Genomic DNA, 18,022 nt, shown 5'->3' with positions numbered 1-18,022 from the left:
GTCGCGGAGCTTTTCCTCGTTGTCGTTCGTCACGTCAGCTCCTGGTCGAGCAGGTCGAAGAGTTCGTCGTCGCTGGCCGCGTCGAGGTCCGCGTCGGACTCCGGCGCCGCCAGTCCGGCGAGCACGGCTTGCAGCCGTTCGGTGATTCGTGCACGGGCGGTCTCGTCCTTGCCGAGCTCGATCAGCTCGGCCGCGAGCCGGTCCAGGTCGCCGAGCGCCAGTGGCGCCCCGGCGGGTGTGTCGGGCTTGACCTCGTCGCGCAGCTGGTCGACCAGCGCGGCCGGGGTCGGGTAGTCGAACACCAGCGTGGCGGGCAGTTTCAGGCCCGTCGCGGCGTTCAGGCTGTTGCGCAGCTCGACCGCGCTGAGCGAGTCGAAGCCGAGGTCCTGGAACGCGCGGTGCTCGTCGACCGAGTCAGGACCGGGCAGGCCCAGCGCCTTGGCGACGTGCGAGCGCACGACGTCGAGCAGCAGCTGGTCGCGGTCGCCGTCGGAGAGCCCGGCGATCCGCTTGCTGAGCGGTTCCTCGGTGACGGCGGCCTCCGCGCGCCGCGCCTTGCCGCGGACGAGTCCGCTGAGCAGGGCGGGCACCCGGTCGCCGACCGCCGAGGTGTCGAGGTGCATCGGCACGACCGCGGCGTCCGCGCCGGCGAGCGCGGTGTCGAAGAGCGCCACACCCTCCTCTTCGGACAGTGCGGTGCCGAGCCGGGCTGCGTCGGCGGTCATGCCGCCGGTGTCCTCCCAGAGGCCCCAGCCGAGCGACAGCGCGGGCTTGCCCTGGTCGCGGCGGTGCTGGGCGAGTGCGTCGAGGAACGAGTTGGCGGCGGCGTAGTTGGCCTGGCCCGGGTTGCCGAACGTGCCGGCGGCGGACGAGAACAGGACGAACGCGTCCAGGTCGCCGGTCAGCTCGTGCAGGTTCCAGGCCGCGTCCACCTTGGGCCGCAACACCTTCGCCAGCCGCTCCGGGGTGAGCGAGGTCAGCACGCCGTCGTCCAGCACGCCCGCAGCGTGCACCACGGCGGTAACCGGGTGCTCATTCAGCAGGCCTGCCAACGCCTCCCGGTCGGCCACGTCGCACGCGGCGATCTCGACCGTCGCGCCCAGACCGCGCAGTTCGTCGCGCAGCTCGGGCGCACCGGGGGCGTCCAGACCGCGCCTGCTGGTGAGCAGGAGGCCGGTGACGCCGTACTCGGTGATCAGGTGCTTGGCGAACAACGCGCCGAGCGCGCCCGTCGCACCGGTCAGCAGGACCGTGCCGCCCTCGCGGAACTCCGGCTTCGCGGCCTCGGCGGCCCGCACCCGTGCCAGCCTCGGCACGTGCAGGGCGCCCTCGCGGATCGCGATCCGCGGCTCACCGGTGGCGAGCGCGGCGGCCAGTGCGCGCGGCGAGTCCTCGTGGTCGTCCAGTTCCACCTGCACGAACCGGTCGGGGTTCTCGGCCTGGGCCGAGCGGATCAGGCCGTGCACGGCGGCACCGGCCACGTCTCCCCTGGTCACCACGACCAGGCGGGCGTCGCGGTCCTGGGCGACCCACTCCTGGGCCAGGCCGAGGAATCGTTCGACACCTGCCCTCGTCGCGTCCGCGTACCCGTCGCCGACCGCCAGGTCCGCCACCGCGGAGACGAGCACCGCGTCCACCTGGCCGATCTCGGCGAGGGTGGCGTGCACCGGGAGGTCCAGCAGGTGGCCGAGCTTGAGGTCGTCCGGGCCGAGCACCGCCCAGGTGGCCGCGTTGGCGGCCGGGCTGGTGGTCGGCGTCCAGTCGACCCGGTAGAGCGAGCGGGTGAAGCCGCCACCGCCGAGCTGGTCGGTCGCGAGCGGCCGCAGCACGAGCGACTCGACCGAGGCGACCGGAGCGCCGGTCGGGTCCGCGATCTCCAGCGTCACCGAGTCCGCGCCGGACTTGGCCATCCGGATCCGCAGCGCCGACGCGCCGACCGCGTGCACCTGGACACCGCTCCAGGCGAACGGAAGCCGCGCCTGGCCGGTGTTCTCGAAGAACTCGCCGAGGCCGACCGCGTGCAGCGACGCGTCGAGCAACGCCGGGTGCAGCCCGTAGTCGTCGGTGTCCTCGGCGTCGATGACGATCTCGGCGAACACCTCGTCGTCCCGTCGCCAGGCCGCTTTCACGCCCTGGAAAGCCGGGCCGTACTCCAGGCCGATGGCCTCGAAGCCGTCGTAGAGACCGCTGACGTCGACCTGCATCGCGTCGAGCGGCGGCCACACGTCCAGGCCGCCGGCCGGCTGGTCCCCGGCCGCCGCCAGCACACCGGTGGCGTGCCGGGTCCACGGCTCGTCGTCGAGTCGCGAGTGGACGGTGACCGTGCGGCGGTCCTCGTGGTCGGGTCCGCCGACGAGCACCTGCACCTGGACGGTGCCGTGCTCGGGCAGGACGAGCGGCGCGGCGAGGGTCAGCTCCTCGAGCACCCCGCAGCCGGCCTCCTCGCCCGCCCGCAGCGCCATCTCGACGAACGCCGTGCCGGGCAGCAGGACCGTGCCGGAGACCGCGTGGTCGCCGAGCCACGGCAGGCTGCCCCGGCCGATGCCGCCGGTGAAGAGGTAGCCGTCGGAGTCGGGCAGGCCGATGCCGGCGCCGAGCAACGGGTGCCCGGTCGCGGCGAGCCCCTGGCCGGTGGCGGGCGAGCCGTCGTTCAGCCAGTAGCGCTCGTCGTCGAACGCGTAGGTCGGCAGGTCGACGCGGCGAGCGTCGGTGCCCGCGAAGAACGTCTTCCAGTCGACCTTCGCGCCCCGCACGTAGGCGGTGCCGAGAGCGTGGAACACGGTCTGGACCTCGCCGCGGCCCTTGCGCAGCGACGGCGCGAACACGGCGTCCTCGGCGCTCTCCGCGCCCATCGCGGTGAGCACGGCGTCCGGGCCGAGCTCCACGAACGTCCGCACGCCCTTGGCTTCGAGCGTCGTGACGGCGTCGGCGAACCGGACGGTGTCCCGCACGTGCCGCACCCAGTACTCCGGGTCCGTCACGTCGCCGAGCACCGCGATCTTGGGCTCGTTGAACGTCAGTTCCGAGACCACCGAACGGAAGTCGTCCAGCATCGGGTCCATGAGCGGCGAGTGGAACGCGTGGGACACGGTGAGGCGCTTGGACTTGCGGTCCGGGAACTGCTCGACCACCTGCTGCACGGCGTCCTCGGCGCCGGCGAGGACGATCGCGCTGGGGCCGTTGACGGCCGCGACGGACACGGCGTCGGTCAGGTGACCGGCGACCTCGTCCTCGGTGGCCTGCAGGGCGACCATCGCACCGCCGGTCGGCAGTGCCTGCATGAGCTGGCCGCGAGCGCTGACCAGCGTGCCCGCGTCGGCCAGGGACAGCACCCCGGCGACGTGGGCGGCCGCGATCTCGCCGATGGAGTGGCCCGCCAGGAAGTCCGGCTTCACACCCCAGTGCTCGAAGAGGCGGTACAGCGCGACCTCGATGGCGAACAGCGCGGGCTGTGCCGTGCCGGTCTCGTTGAGCGCCTTGACGTCGATGCCGAACACGACCTCCTGCACCGGCGCGTCGAGCACGGCGCACGCGGCGTCGAAGGCCTCGGCGAACACCGGGAAGCGGTCGTACAGGTCGCGGCCCATGCCGAGCCGCTGGCTGCCCTGGCCGGTGAAGAGGAACGCGAGCTTGCCGTGGCCCGCCACCCCGGTGAGCGTCACCTCGTCGAGCCCGTCCTGGGCCGGCTGGACCACGAACGCGCGGTGCTCGAACGTGGACCTGCTGGTGGCCAGCGAGTACGCGACGTCGAGCGCACGCAGGTCGCGGTCGCGGACGTGCTGCCCGAGCCGTTCGACCTGGCCGCGCAACGACCCGGCGGTGCGCGCCGAGAGCATCCACGGCAGCTCGACGTCGGCCCCGGCCTCGACCGGCTCCTCGTCCGGCGCCTGCTCGATGATCGTGTGCGCGTTGGTGCCGCTGATGCCGAACGACGACACCGCGGCCCGGCGCGGCCGGTCCACCGACGGCCACTCGACCTGCTCGGTGAGCAGCTCGACCGCGCCGGCGGTCCAGTCGATGCGCGGCGAGGGCTCCCCGACGTGCAACGTCTTCGGCAGCACGCCGTGGCGCAGCGCCATGACCATCTTGATGATGCCCGCGACACCGGCGGCGGCCTGGGTGTGGCCGAGGTTGGACTTGATCGAGCCGAGCAGCAACGGCTGCGTGCGGTCCTGGCCGTAGGTGGCCAGCAGCGCCTGGGCCTCGATCGGGTCGCCCAGCGAGGTGCCGGTGCCGTGCGCCTCGACCACGTCGACGTCCGAAGTGGACAGACCGGCGTTGGCCAGCGCCTGGCGGATCACGCGTTGCTGCGAAGGGCCGTTGGGGGCGGTCAGGCCGTTGGAGGCGCCGTCCTGGTTGATCGCGCTGCCACGGACGATGGCGAGCACCGGGTGGCCGTTGCGGCGGGCGTCGGAGAGGCGTTCGACGAGCAGCATGCCCGCGCCCTCGCCCCAGCCGGTGCCGTCCGCATCGGCGGAGAACGCCTTGCAGCGGCCATCTGCGGCGAGCCCGCGCTGGCGGCTGAAGCCGATGAACGTGCCGGGCGTGGCCATGACGGTCACACCACCGGCCAGCGCCAACGTGCACTCACCGCTGCGCAGCGCCTGCACGGCGAGGTGCAGCGCCACCAGCGACGAGGAGCACGCGGTGTCGACCGTGACGGCCGGGCCCTCCAGGCCGAAGGTGTAGGACACGCGGCCGGAGATGACGCTGCCCGAGCTGCCGGTGCCGAGGTAGCCCTCGATGCCGTCCGGCACGGACCGCAGCCGCGACGCGTAGTCGTGGTACATGACGCCGGCGAACACGCCGGTCCTGCTGCCGCGCAACGTGTGCGGGTCGATGCCCGCGCGCTCCAGGGCCTCCCAGGACGTCTGCAGCAGCAGGCGCTGCTGCGGGTCCATCGCCAGCGCTTCCTTCGGGTTGATGCCGAAGAACGCCGGGTCGAACTCGCTGGCGTCGTAGAGGAAGCCGCCCTCACGCGAGTAGGACGTGCCCTGGTGGCTCGGGTCCGGGTGGTACAGGTTCTCGATGTCCCAGCCGCGGTCGGTCGGGAAGCCGCCGATGGCGTCGCCGCCGTCCTCCAGCAGGCGCCACAGGTCCTCGGGGGACGTGACGCCGCCGGGGAAGCGGCAGCCGATGCCGACGATGGCGATCGGTTCGTCGTCGACGACGTCGACCGTCACCGGGCCGGTCACCTCGGTGGCCGCTCCGCCGAGCTCGGCGCGCAGGTGCTCGACCAGCGCGAGCGGGGACGGGTAGTCGAAGACGAGCGTCGCGGGCAGCCGCAGGCCGGTGTCGGCCGCGAGCCGGTTGCGCAGCTCGACCGCGGTGAGCGAGTCGAAGCCCAGTTCGCGGAACGACCGGACGGCGTCCACGTCGTCCGCGCCGCCGTAGCCGAGCACGTCGGCCGCCTGGCCGCGCACCAGCTCCAGCAGCACCACGTCCTGGTCGGCCGAGGTCAGCCCGGCGAGCTTGGCGCGCAGCCCCGCGTCCCCGGCCACCGCGGTGGCGGCCCGGCGGGTCGTGCGGACGAGCCCGCTCAGCAGCGGCGGGACGGCCGTGCCCTTGAGCGCGGCGACGTCGAGGCGCATCGGCACCACGACCGGGTTCCCGGTGGTGGGCGCCAGGTCGAACAGCCGGACGCCCTCGTCGGCCGACAGCGTGGCGAGGCGGCTGAGGTGCTCGGCGGTCATGCCGCCGGTGTCCTCCCACAGACCCCACGCGAGTGACAGCGCCGGAAGTCCCTGCGCTACGCGGTGTTGCGCGAGGGCGTCGAGGTAGGCGTTGGCGGCGGCGTAGTTGCCCTGGCCCGCGTTGCCGAACGTGCCGGCCGCCGAGGAGAAGACGACGAACGCGGACAGGTCGTGGGTCAGCTCGTGCAGGTTGCGCGCCGCGTCCACCTTGGGGCGCAACACGGTCTCGACCTGCTCCGGGGTGAGCGAGGTGATCGTGGCGTCGTCCAGCACACCGGCGGTGTGCACGACGGCGTTGACGACCCGGTCGTCCAGGAGGTTCTTCAGCGCCGTGAAGTCGGCGACGTCGCAGGCGACGAGCTCGGCCGACGCGCCCAGCGCGAGCAGTTCCTCGCGCAGCTCGGTGGCGCCGGGGGCGTCCGGGCCGCGCCGCGAGGTGAGCAGCAGGTCGCGGACGCCGTACTCGGTGACGAGGTGCTTCGCGAAGACCGCACCCAACGCGCCGGTGGCGCCAGTGACCAGCACCGTGCCCTCGAACGAGAGCTTCGTGTCCACAGTGGACGACGCACGGGCGAGCCTCGGGGCGAGCGCAACGCCCTGGCGCACCGCGATCTCGGGCTCACCGGTCGCCACGGCGGCGGCCAGGTCGAGCGTGAAGTCGGTGTCCACCAGCACGAACCGGTCGGGGTTCTCGGACTGCGCCGACCGCACCAGGCCGCGCACCGCGGCACCGATCAGATCGGTCACGTCGTCGCCGGGCTTGACGGCGACGGCCTCGCGGGTGACGAAGACCAGCCGCTCGGGGCGGTCCTCGGCGAGCCAGGCGCGCACCGTGGCCAGCGCCTCGTGCACGGCGGCCGACACGGACTCGCCGGTGATCTCGGCCTCGACCACGTCGATCTGCTCGGTGCCGGTGACCGGCACCCAGTCGACCTGGAAGAGAGAGCGGCTCACCGGCGGCGCGCCGACCTCGTCGGGCGAGAACGCCCGCAGCACCAGCGAGTCCACCGAGGCGACCGGCGCGCCGGTGCCGTCGGCGATCTCCAGCGCGACGCCCTCGCCGGCCTTGGTGATGCGCACACGCAGTGCCGTGGCGCCTTCCGCGTGCAGGGCGACGCCCCGCCACGCGAAGGGCAGCCGGGTCTCCCCCGCCGCCGCGCCCAGCGAGAGGGCGTGCAGCACGGAGTCGAACAGGGCCGGGTGCAGGCCGAAGCGGTCGGCCGTGCCGTCCAGCTCGATCTCGGCGAAGATCTCGTCACCCTGACGCCACGCGGCGCGCAGGCCCTGGAACGCCGGTCCGTACTCCAGTCCGGCGGCCGCGAGGCCGGGGTAGATCTCCTCCACCGCAACGGATTCGGCGGCGGGCGGCCACTGGGCGAGCGTGAACGCGGCCCGGGGTGCCTGCGGCAGCAGGGATCCGGTGGCGTGCCGGGTCCACTGCTCGTCGCCCTCCGGCCGCGAGTGCACGGTCAGCGAGCGGCGGCCCTCGTCGTCGGCCTCACTGAGCGCGAGCCGCAGCTGGACCGGGCCGTGCAGCGCGAGAGGTGCTTCCAGGGTCAGTTCCTCGACCAGGTCGCAGCCGACCTCGGCACCCGCGCGGAACGCCATCTCGGCGAACGCGGTACCGGGCACCAGGACCGTGCCGGACACGACGTGGTCGGCGAGCCACGGGTGGGTCTCGACCGAGAGCCGGGCGGTGAACAGGTGGCCGTCGGGCAGGGACACCGCCGCACCCAGCAACGGGTGGTCGGCGTCGCCGAGACCGACGGACGTCACGTCGCCGAACGCCACCCCGGCCGTCGGCCAGTAGTTGAGGCGCTGGAACGCGTAGGTGGGCAGGTCGACCCGGCGGCCGCCGTCGAGCAGCTTCGCGAAGTCCACGTCGAACCCGGCCGCGTAGGCCTGGCCGACGGCGTGCAGCAGCGTGCTGACCTCGGGACGGTCCTTGCGCAGCACCGGGAAGACCGGCACGTCGGCCATCGCGGCCAGCACGCCGTCCGGGCCCAGCTCGACGAACGTCCCGACGCCGGCGGCGGTCAGGTCGCGCATCGTGTCGGCGAACCGGACCGTGCCGCGCACGTGCCGCACCCAGTACTCGGGGTCCGTCACGTCGCCGAGCATCGCGATCTTCGGCTCGTGGAACGTCAGCTTCGCGACCACCGCGCGGAAGTCGGCCAGCATCGGGTCCATCAACGGCGAGTGGAACGCGTGCGAGACGGAGAGGCGCTTGAACCTGCGGTCGGCGAACTGCGCGACCACCTGCTGGACCGCGTTCTCCTCCCCCGCCACGACGACGGAGTCGGGACCGTTGATCGCGGCCAGCGACACCAGGTCACCCAGGTGCGGCGTGACCTCGTCCTCGGTGGCCTGCAAAGCGACCATCGCGCCACCGGCCGGCAGCGCCTGCATCAATCGGCCGCGCGCCTCGACCAGCACGGACGCGTCCTCCAGGGAGAGGACACCCGCGACGTGGGCCGCGGCGATCTCGCCGATGGAGTGGCCGGCCAGGTGCGACGGGGTCAGCCCGAAGTGCTCCAGGGTGCGGAACAGCGCGACCTCGATCGCGAACAGCGCGGGCTGCGTGAGCGCGGTCTGGTCGAGCGCCGCCGCGTCCGTGCCGAACACGATGTCCCGCAACGGGAGGTCGAAGTGCGAGCGCACCTCGTCGAAGGCCCGCGCGAACTCCGGCACCGCGTCGTACAGCTCGCGGCCCATGCCGAGCCGCTGGCTGCCCTGACCGGTGAACAGGAACGCGAGCTTGCCGCCCGTCACCTCCGCGCGGCCGACCGCGGCCAGGTCGCGCAGGACGTTCTCGCCGGACACGACCACCGCGCGGTGCTCGTGGGTGGCGCGGGTGGTGAGCAGCGAGTGGCCGATGTCGAGCGGGTCGATTTCCGGGTGGGCCTCGACGTGCGCGGCGAGTGCCAGCGCCTGGCCGCGCAGGGCGGCCGGGGTCTTCGCCGAGAGCACCCACGGGCGCGGAGCCTCGGTGACCTCGCGGGCCTCGACGGTCTCGACCGGCGGCTGCTCGATGATCACGTGGGCGTTGGTGCCGCTGATGCCGAACGACGACACCGCGGCGCGGCGCGGCCGGTCGACCGACGGCCACGGACGTGACTGCGTGGTCAGCTCGATGTCGCCCGCGGTCCAGTCGACCTCGGGGGTCGGCTCGTCGATGTGCAGCGTCCTCGGCACGATGCCGTGCTTGATCGCCTCGACGACCTTGATGATGCCGGCGACACCTGCGGCGGCCTGCGAGTGGCCGATGTTCGACTTGATCGAGCCGAGCAACAGCGGGGTCTCGCGGTCCTGGCCGTACGTGGCGAGCAGGGCCTGGGCCTCGATCGGGTCGCCGAGCTTGGTTCCGGTGCCGTGCGCCTCGACCAGGTCGACGTCCGAAGTGGACAGCTGGGCGCTGGCCAGCGCCTGCTGGATCACGCGGCGCTGGGACGGACCGTTGGGGGCGGTGAGGCCGTTGGACGCGCCGTCCTGGTTGACCGCGGAACCGCGCACGATGGCGAGCACCGGGTGACCGTTGCGCTGCGCGTCGGACAGCCGCTCGACGAGCAGCATGCCCGCGCCCTCGCTCCAGCCGGTGCCGTCCGCCGCGCCCGCGAAGGACTTGCAGCGGCCGTCCGGCGCGAGCCCGCGCTGGCGGCTGAAGCCGACGAACGTGGACGGGGTCGCCATCACCGTGACGCCACCGGCGAGAGCCAGGCCGCACTCGCCGTTGCGCAGCGCCTGCACCGCCAAGTGCAGTGCCACCAACGAGGACGAGCAGGCCGTGTCGACCGTGACGGCCGGGCCTTCCAGGCCGAACGTGTAGGACACGCGACCGGACGCGAGGCTGCCGCCGGTGCCGAGGTAGCCCTCGACCTGCTCGACGCCGCGCTCCACCACGGACGCGTAGTCGTGGTACATGATGCCGGCGAACACACCGGTGCGGCTGCCGCGCACGGACGCGGGGTCGATGCCGCCGCGTTCGAAGGCCTCCCAGGTGGTCTCCAGCAGCAGCCGGTGCTGCGGGTCCAGCGCGAGAGCCTCACGCGGCGAGATGCCGAAGAACGTCGGGTCGAACTCGGCGGCGTCGTGCAGGAAGCCGCCGTCGCGCACGTAGGACGTGCCGGGGTGGTCGGGGTCGGCGTTGTACAGGCCCGCGAGGTCCCAGCCGCGGTTGTCCGGGAAGCCGGTGATGGCGTCCGCGCCGGAGTCGACGAGCCGCCACAGGTCTTCCGGCGAGCCGATGCCGCCGGGGAACCGGCAGCTCATGCCGATGATGGCGATCGGCTCGTCGGAGCCGAGGACGACCGGCTCGGTGACGGTCGCGGTGGTGGCGGCGCCGCCCAGTTCCTCCCGCAGGTGCTCGGCGAGCGCGAGCGGCGTCGGGTAGTCGAAGACCAGGGTGGCGGGCAGCCGCAGGCCGGTGTGGCCGTTGAGGCGGTTGCGCAGCTCGACCGCGGTCAGCGAGTCGAAGCCGAGCTCCTTGAACGCCAGCAACGGTTCCACGTCGGCGCCGGAGCCGTAGCCGAGGACCTCGGCGACGTGGTGGCGGACGATGTCGATCAGCTCGGCGCGGGACAGCTTGGCCGCCTGGGCCGGGGCGGCGGTGGCACGGGCGGCGCGCTTGGCCGGGCGGACGAGGCCGCGCAGCAACGCCGACACGGTGCCGTGCGAGCCGAGGACCTTGGTGTCGAGGTGCGCGGGCACCTGGACCGGGAGGTCCGCGGTGAACGCGGCGTCGAACAGCGCCAGGCCCTCGGCCTCGGTCAGCGGGCGGACGCCCATGCGGGTCAGCCGCTCGAACGCGGCGGCGTCGACGTCCATGCCGCCCACGCCGGTCCACAGGCCCCAGGCGAGCGACAGGCCGTGCTGCCCGGCGGCGGTGCGGCGGCGGGCGAGGTTGTCCAGCACGGCGTTGGCGGCGGAGTAGTTGGCCTGGCCCGCGTTGCCGAACGTGCAGGCCGACGAGGAGAACAGCACGAACGCCTTGAGGTCCGTGGTCAGCTCGTGCAGGTTGAGCGCGCCGTCGACCTTCGGCCGCAGCACGCGGGTGACCTGGTCGGGGGTCAGCGCCTCGACGACGCCGTCCTCCAGCACACCGGCGGTGTGCACGACGGCGGTCACCGGGTGCTCGGCCAGCAGCGCGGCCAGCGCGTCGCGGTCGGCCGCGTCGCAGGCGGCGACGGTCACCGCGGCGCCGAGGTTCTCCAGGTCGGCGACCAGGTCCGCCGCGCCGGGGGCTTCGGGGCCGCGGCGGGAGATCAGCAGCAGGTCCGTGACGCCGTACGCGGTGACGAGGTGCTTGGCGAACAACGCGCCGAGCCCGCCGGTGCCACCGGTGATCAGGACCTTGCCGTCGAGCACCGGTGCGCCGGTGCGGACGTCGGAGCTGCGGGCGAGCCGGGCCGCGTGCACGACACCGTCGCGGATCCGCAGCTCGGTCTCGTCGGCGAGCGCGGCGGCGGGCAGCGCCTGCCGGGAGGCGTCGGACCCGTCGGTCTCGACGAGCAGGAAGCGGTTCGGGTGCTCGGTCTGCGCGGACCGGATCAGCCCGTGCACGGCGGCGGCCTGGCCGTCCTCGGTCAGGTCGCCCGTGAGGAACGCGAGGCGGGCAGCGGCGAACCGGTCGTCCGCGAGCCACGCGCGGACCAGCGCCAACGCGGCGTGCACGGCGTCGTGGATCTCGGCGGCGCGGTAACCGTTGGCCTGCAACGGAACCAGCACCACATCGGGCACGGTCTCGATCGTCGTGAGGTCGATGTCCAGCGCGGCCTCGACGATCGTGGCCTCGCCGCCCTGGACCTTGATCGGCGTCCAGTCGACGTGGAACAGCGACTCGGTGTGGCCGGCCGAGACCTGACCGGCCTCGCGCAGCACCAGCGCGCCGATGGTGGCGACGGGAGCGCCGGAGCCGTCGGCGACGGTCAGCTCGTAGCCCGCACCGGCAGGGGCCAGCCGCACGCGCAACTCGGTCGCACCGGTGGCGTGCAGGGCGACGTCGCGCCAGGAGAACGGCAGCCTGGCGGCACCTTCGGTGACCAGGGCGAGGGGATGCAGGGCCGCGTCCAGCAGGGCGGGGTGCAGGCCGTACGCCTCGGTGTCGGCGTCGACCGCGATCTCGGCGAACAGCTCGTCGCCGCGCCGCCAGACCGCCTGAACGCCCTGGAAGATCGGGCCGTAGACCAGGCCGGCGCTCGCCAGGCCGTCGTAGAGGGAGTCGATCTCGACGGGCTCGGCGGCCGGCGGCCACTCGGACAGCCCCTGTGCGGGTGCGGGTGCGGCCGGAACCACCGTGCCGGTGGCGTGCCGGGTCCACGGTCCGTCCACACGCGAGTGGACGGTGAACGCGCGGCGGCCGGTCTCGTCCGGTCCCCCGACGCCGACCTGGACCTGCACACCGCCGTGCTCCGGCACGACCAGCGGCGCTTCGAGGGTGAGCTCCTCCAGGTGATCGCAGCCGACCTCGTCGGCGGCCCGGATCGCCAGCTCCACGAACGCGGTGCCGGGCAACAGGACCACACCGTGCACCGCGTGGTCGGCCAGCCATTCGTGGGTGTCCAGCGAGAGATACCCGCTCAGCACCAGGCCGTCCGAGTCCGCGAGCGACACGGTGGAGCCGAGCAGCGGGTGGTCCGACGCGCCGAGGCGGACGCCGTGGACCTCGGAGAGCCAGAACCGGTCGCGCTGGAACGCGTAGGTGGGCAGGTCGACCCGGTTGCCTCCGCCGAGGAACGCGGCCCAGTCGAGTGCGACGCCGCCGACGTGCAGGGCACCGATCGCGGCCGCGACGGTCTCGGCCTCGGGGCGGTCCTTGCGCAGCAACGGGATGACCGGGACGTCGGCCATCGCGGCCAGCACGCCGTCCGGGCCGATCTCCAGGAACTTGCGGACGTGCCGCGACTCCAGCGCGGCCATCGTGTCGGCGAACCGCACGGTGTCCCGCACGTGGCGCACCCAGTGCTCCGGGTCCGTCACGTCACCGAGCATCGCGATCTTCGGAGCGTTGAAGGTCAGCTTCGAGACAACGGCCCGGAAGTCGTCGAGCATCGGGTCCATCAACGGCGAGTGGAACGCGTGCGAAACACTGAGGCGCTTGGACTTCCGGTCCGCGAACTGCGCAACAACCTGCTGCACAGCGGCTTCCTCACCGGCGACCACTACGGACGAAGGCCCGTTGATCGCGGCCAGCGACACCAGGTCGGTGAGGTGCGGCGTGACCTCGTCCTCGGTGGCCTGCAACGCCACCATCGCCCCGCCCTCGGGCAGGGCCTGCATCAAGCGCGCACGAGCGCTGACCAGCGTGGCCGCGTCTGCCAGCGACAGCACGCCGGCGACGTGCGCGGCCGCGATCTCGCCGATCGAGTGGCCGGCCAGGAAGTCCGGGCGGATGCCCCACGACTCGACCAGGCGGTAGAGCGCGACTTCCAGCGCGAAGATCGCGGGCTGGGTGAACTCGGTGCGGTCGAGCTGGTCGTCCCGCACGTCCACCAGCGCGGCGACCTCGTCGAACGCCTTGGCGTACACCGGGAACGCGGCGTACAGCTCACGCCCCATGCCGGAACGCTGGCTGCCCTGACCGGTGAACAGGAACGCGAGGCCCGCTTCGGTCGCGACGCCGGAGGTCAGGTTGCCGAGCCCGCGCGTCACGTCGGCCAGGTCGCGGCCGACGATCGCGGCGCGGTGGCTGTGCGCGGTGCGGGTGGTGGCGAGCGACCAGGCAAGGTCGCGCGGGTTCAGCCCGGGGTTCGCCGCCAGGTGGTCGCGGAGCTTGGCCGCCTGCGCACGCAGTGCCTGCTCGCTCTTGCCCGACAGCACGAACGGCACGGTCGCCGGGCCGGTGAACTCGGCGGGCTCGACGGCGTCCGGAGCCTGTTCGATGATCGTGTGCGCGTTGGTGCCGCTGATGCCGAACGACGACACGCCCACGCGGCGCGGACGGTCGGAGGCAGGCCACTCGCGCGCCTCGGTCAGCAGCCGGACGTTGCCCTCCGACCAGTCGACCTGCGGCGTCGGCGTGTCGGCGTGCAGGGTCTTGGGCAGCACGCCGTTGCGCAGCGCCATGACCATCTTGATGACGCCCGCGACACCGGCGGCGGCCTGGGTGTGGCCGACGTTGGACTTCAGCGAGCCGAGCCACAACGGCTCCGCGCGGTCCTGGCCGTAGGTGGCGAGCAGCGCCTGCGCCTCGATCGGGTCGCCCAGCCGGGTGCCCGTGCCGTGCGCCTCGACCGCGTCGATGTCCGAAGTGGACAGACCGGCGGACGCGAGCGCCTGGCGGATGACCCGTTGCTGCGCCGGCCCGTTCGGGGCGGTCAGGCCGCTCGACGCGCCGTCCTGGTTGATCGCGCTGCCCCGCACCACCGCGAGCACGGGGTGCCCGTTGGCCACGGCGTCGGACAGCCGCTCCACCAAGAGCATGCCGGCGCCCTCGCCCCAGCCGGTGCCGTCGGCCTCGGCCGCGAAGGCCTTGCAGCGGCCGTCGGCGGCCAGTGCGCCCTGACGGGCGAAGTCGATGAACGTGCTGGGCGTGGACATCACGGCCACACCACCGGCCAGTGCCATGTCGCACTCGCCCAGCCGCAACGCCTGCACGGCCCAGTGCAGCGCCACCAACGACGACGAGCACGCGGTGTCGATCGTGACGGCCGGACCTTCGAGCCCCAGCGTGTAGGCGATCCGGCCGGTGGCGATACTGCCCGCGCTGCCGTTGCCGAGGTACGCCTCGACGCCCTCCGGCGGCGCGATGTCCCGCATGACGTAGTCGTGGTACATCAGACCGGCGAACACGCCGGTCCGGCTGCCCCGCAACGTCGTGGGGTCGATGCCGGCGCGTTCGAAGGCCTCCCACGCGGTCTCCAGCAGCAGCCGCTGCTGCGGGTCCGTCCCCAGCGCCTCCCGCGGCGAGATCCCGAAGAACGCCGGGTCGAACTCGCTGGCGTCGTGCAGGAACCCGCCCTCCAGCGGGATGTCCGCCGCCTGCCAGCCGCGGTCGGCCGGGAAGCCGGCGATCGCGTCGTGGCCGCCGGCGACGAGGTCCCACAGGTCCTCCGGGGTGGAGACCCCGCCGGGCAGGCGGCACGACATCGCGACGATCGCGATGGGTTCGGAAGCCCTGTCCTCGACGTCCTTCAGGCGCTTGCGCGCGTCCCGCAGGTCGGCGGTGGCACGCTTCAGGTACTCGAGGTACTTGTCCTCATTCGCCACGTGGTCATCTCCTCGGGCAGCGGCGTCGGTCACGTGGGTCATGACAGCTCGTTGTCGAGCAGGTCGAAGAGCTCGTCGGCGGTCACGGAGGCGAGGTCGTCCTCGGCCACTTCCGTGGCGGCCCCCGTGTCCCATTCGGCGAGCAGGGACCGCAGCCGATCGGCCACCTGCTGTCGTCCGGTGTCGTCCAGGGCGGCCGTCGCGAGCGCGGCGGCCAGCCGGTCCAGTTCGGTGTGCACCGGCGTCGCCGCGTCCTCGACGGGCACGACCGTGCCGAGGTGCTGGGCGAGCGCGTTCGGTGACGGGTAGTCGAAGATCAGCGTGGCCGGCAGGCGCACCCCGATCGCCGCGCTGACCTGGTTGCGGAACTCGACGGCGGTGAGCGAGTCGAAGCCCAGCTCCAGGAAGCCCCTGCCGGGTTCGACCGCCGTGTGGGAGTCGTAGCCGAGCACCGCGGCGGCGTGGCCGCGCACCAGGTCGAGCAGGGCCTTGTCGCGGTCGGCACCGGTCAGTCCGGCGAGCTTGCTGACCGCCGCCCCCTCGCTGACCGCTTCCGCGGCCCTGCGGGCGGGCATGCGGACCAGGCCGCGCAGCAACGGAGCGAGCGTCCCGGCCGTGGCCTGCGTGCGCAGCACCGCGGTGTCCAGCTTGATCGGCACCAGTCCGGCGAGGTCGTGTCCGAGTGCGACGTCGAACAGCGCCAGGCCCTCCTCCGGGCTGAGCGGTGCGACACCGGCGCGGGCCATGCGCTGGAGGTCGGCGTCGGTGAGACCGCCGCCCATGCCGTCAGCGGTGCCCCACAGGCCCCACGCGACCGAGGTGGCGGGCAGTCCGGCCGCCCTCCTGCGCTGGGCCAGCGCGTCGAGGTAGGCGTTCGCCGCGGCGTAGTTGCCCTGGCCCGCGGCGCCGAAGACGCCACCGGTCGAGGAGAACAGGACGAACGCGGCGAGGTCCAGGTCGCGGGTCAGCTCGTGCAACGTCTGCGCGGCGTCGACCTTCGGCGCCAGGACGCGGTCGAACTGCTCCGCGGTGAGCGAGGTGATCGTGCCGTCGTCCAGCACACCGGCGGTGTGCACGACGGCGGTCAGGGGGTGCTCGGCAGGGATCGCGTCGAGCAGCCCGGCCAGCGCGGCGCGGTCGGCGACGTCGCAGGCGACGAAGTCCACCTCGGCACCGCCCGCCACCAGTCGGTCGCGCAGGTCCTCTGCGCCGGGGGCGGCGAGGCCACGCCTGCTGGTGAGGACCAGGTGGCGCACCCCGCGCTGGGTGACGAGGTGCTCGGCCACCAGCCCGCCGAGCGTGCCCGTGGCGCCCGTGACCAGCACGGTTCCGTTCGGGTCGAGCGCGGCCGGGTGCTCCGCCGCGGCCGCCTTGGCGAGCCTCGGCGCGAACGCGGTTCCGTCGCGCAGCGCCACTTCCTGCTCGCCGGCGGCGAGTGCGGCGGCGAGCGCCCGGTAGGAGCTCTCCGCCTCGTCGAGGTCGACGAGCCCGAACCGGCCGGGGTTCTCGGCCTGGGCCGAGCGGACCAGGCCGCGCACGGCGGCACCGGCGAGGTCCGCGACGTCGTCGCCTGCGTTGACCGCGACCGCGTTCCTGGTGACCAGCACCAGGTGCGACTCGTGTCCTTCGGCGAGCCACGTGCGGAGCCGGTCGAGCACGGCGGCCGTGGCGGTGCGGACCGAACCGTCCTGGTGGGCCACGCAGGAGGCGAAGACCACGTCGGCGTCGGCGGCGGGCACCAGGTGGACTCCTGCGGCTTCGAGGCCCGCGCCCACTTTCAGCTCGTCGTCGCCGAGCACGGCGTACGTGACGCCGGGCTCGGGGGTGCCGGGCGTGACCGCGGTCCACTCGACCCGGTACAGCGACTCCAGGTGCTGTGCCGGACCGGCGAGCTGGTCGGCCGAGATCGCCCGCAGGGCGAGGGATTCCACCGACGCGACCGGGGCTCCGGTGCCGTCGGCGAGCTGGATGGCGACGGACTCACCCGTCGCGGTCAGCCTGACCCGCACCGACTTGGCGCCCGTGGAGTGCAGCCGGACCCCGCGCCAGGCGAACGGCAGGAGCGCGCCGCCGGAGAGGAGGCCGCCCGCGCCGATGCCGTGCAGCGTGGCGTCGAGCAGGGCCGGGTGGACGCCGAAGCCGTCGGTGTCCGCGGCGGAGGGCAGCGAGACCTCGGCGAAGACGTCGTCACCGCTCCGCCAGGCCGCGTTCAGGCCCTGGAACAGCGGCCCGTAGCCGAAGCCGGCGTCCGCGAACCCGTCGTAGACGTCCGTCACGTCGATCTGCTCGGCGCCGGCGGGCGGCCACTGGGTCAGCTCGAAGTCCGCGTCCTGCGACTCCGTCAGCGCACCGGTGGCGTGCCGCGTCCACTGCTCGTCGTCCACGCGGCTGTGCACGGTGATCGGCCGCACGCCCGACTCGGGAGCGCCGACCACGACCTGCAGCTGGACCGACCCGGTCCGCGGCAGCACCAGCGGCGCCTGCAGCGTCAGCTCGTCCAGGGTGCCGCAGCCGACCTGCTCACCGGCGTGCAGCGCCAGTTCCACGAAAGCCGTGCCGGGCAACAGGATCGAGTCGAAGACCTCGTGCTCGGCGAGCCACGGGTGTGTCTCAGGCGAGAGCCTGCCGGTGAAGAGGAACCCGTCGGAGTCCACCAGCGGCACGGCGGCGCCGAGCAGCGGGTGGTCCGCCGCGTCCAGTCCGGCGGACGAGACGTCGATCAGGACGCCCGCGTCCTCCAGCCAGTAGCGGGAGGTCTGGAACGCGTAGGTGGGCAGCGCGACTCGCTGGGTGGCGCGACCGGCGAAGAACGCCTTCCAGTCCACGGACGTGCCGCGCACGTGCAGCTCACCGAGTGCGGTGGTGAGCGCGGCGACCTCGGCGCGGTCCCGGCGCAGCACCGGCACGGCGGTCACGTCGGCCTCGGCGGCCATCGCGGTGAGGATCGCGTCCGGGCCGACCTCCAGGAACGTCGTCACGCCGCGCTCGGTGAGGGTGGTGAGCGCGTCGGCGAACCGGACCGCGTCGCGGACGTGGCGCACCCAGTACTCCGGGTCCGTCACCTCGCCCAGCATCGAGATCTTCGGCTCGTGGAACGTCAGACCCTCGGCGACCGCGCGGAACTC

2 protein-coding genes (1 of these 2 running past the window's edge) are annotated in these 18,022 nt (G+C 73.4%); both read right to left on the bottom strand.

All coding sequences use genetic code 11. The annotated features are described in order from the left end of the window. Nucleotides 1-29 precede the first annotated feature (29 nt). On the bottom strand, nucleotides 30-14,939 hold the full coding sequence (locus tag ACFWNN_RS28795; RefSeq protein WP_382443060.1) for an SDR family NAD(P)-dependent oxidoreductase: 14,910 nt from the start codon (nucleotides 14,937-14,939) through the stop codon (nucleotides 30-32). Further along, nucleotides 14,936-18,022, bottom strand: the final stretch of a protein-coding gene (locus tag ACFWNN_RS28790) for a type I polyketide synthase (protein ID WP_382443059.1). 16,560 nt of this gene lie beyond the right edge of the window; only the last 3,087 of its 19,647 coding nucleotides appear in the window; the start codon falls outside the window, past its right edge; the stop codon is at nucleotides 14,936-14,938. Before ACFWNN_RS28790 ends, ACFWNN_RS28795 begins: the two co-directional genes overlap by 4 nt.

It is taken from the genome of Lentzea sp. NPDC058450, assembly GCF_042721395.1.
Taxonomy (GTDB): domain Bacteria; phylum Actinomycetota; class Actinomycetes; order Mycobacteriales; family Pseudonocardiaceae; genus Lentzea.
Note: the sequence above shows the minus strand (reverse complement) of the source record. Positions and strands in the feature narration are given on the sequence as shown.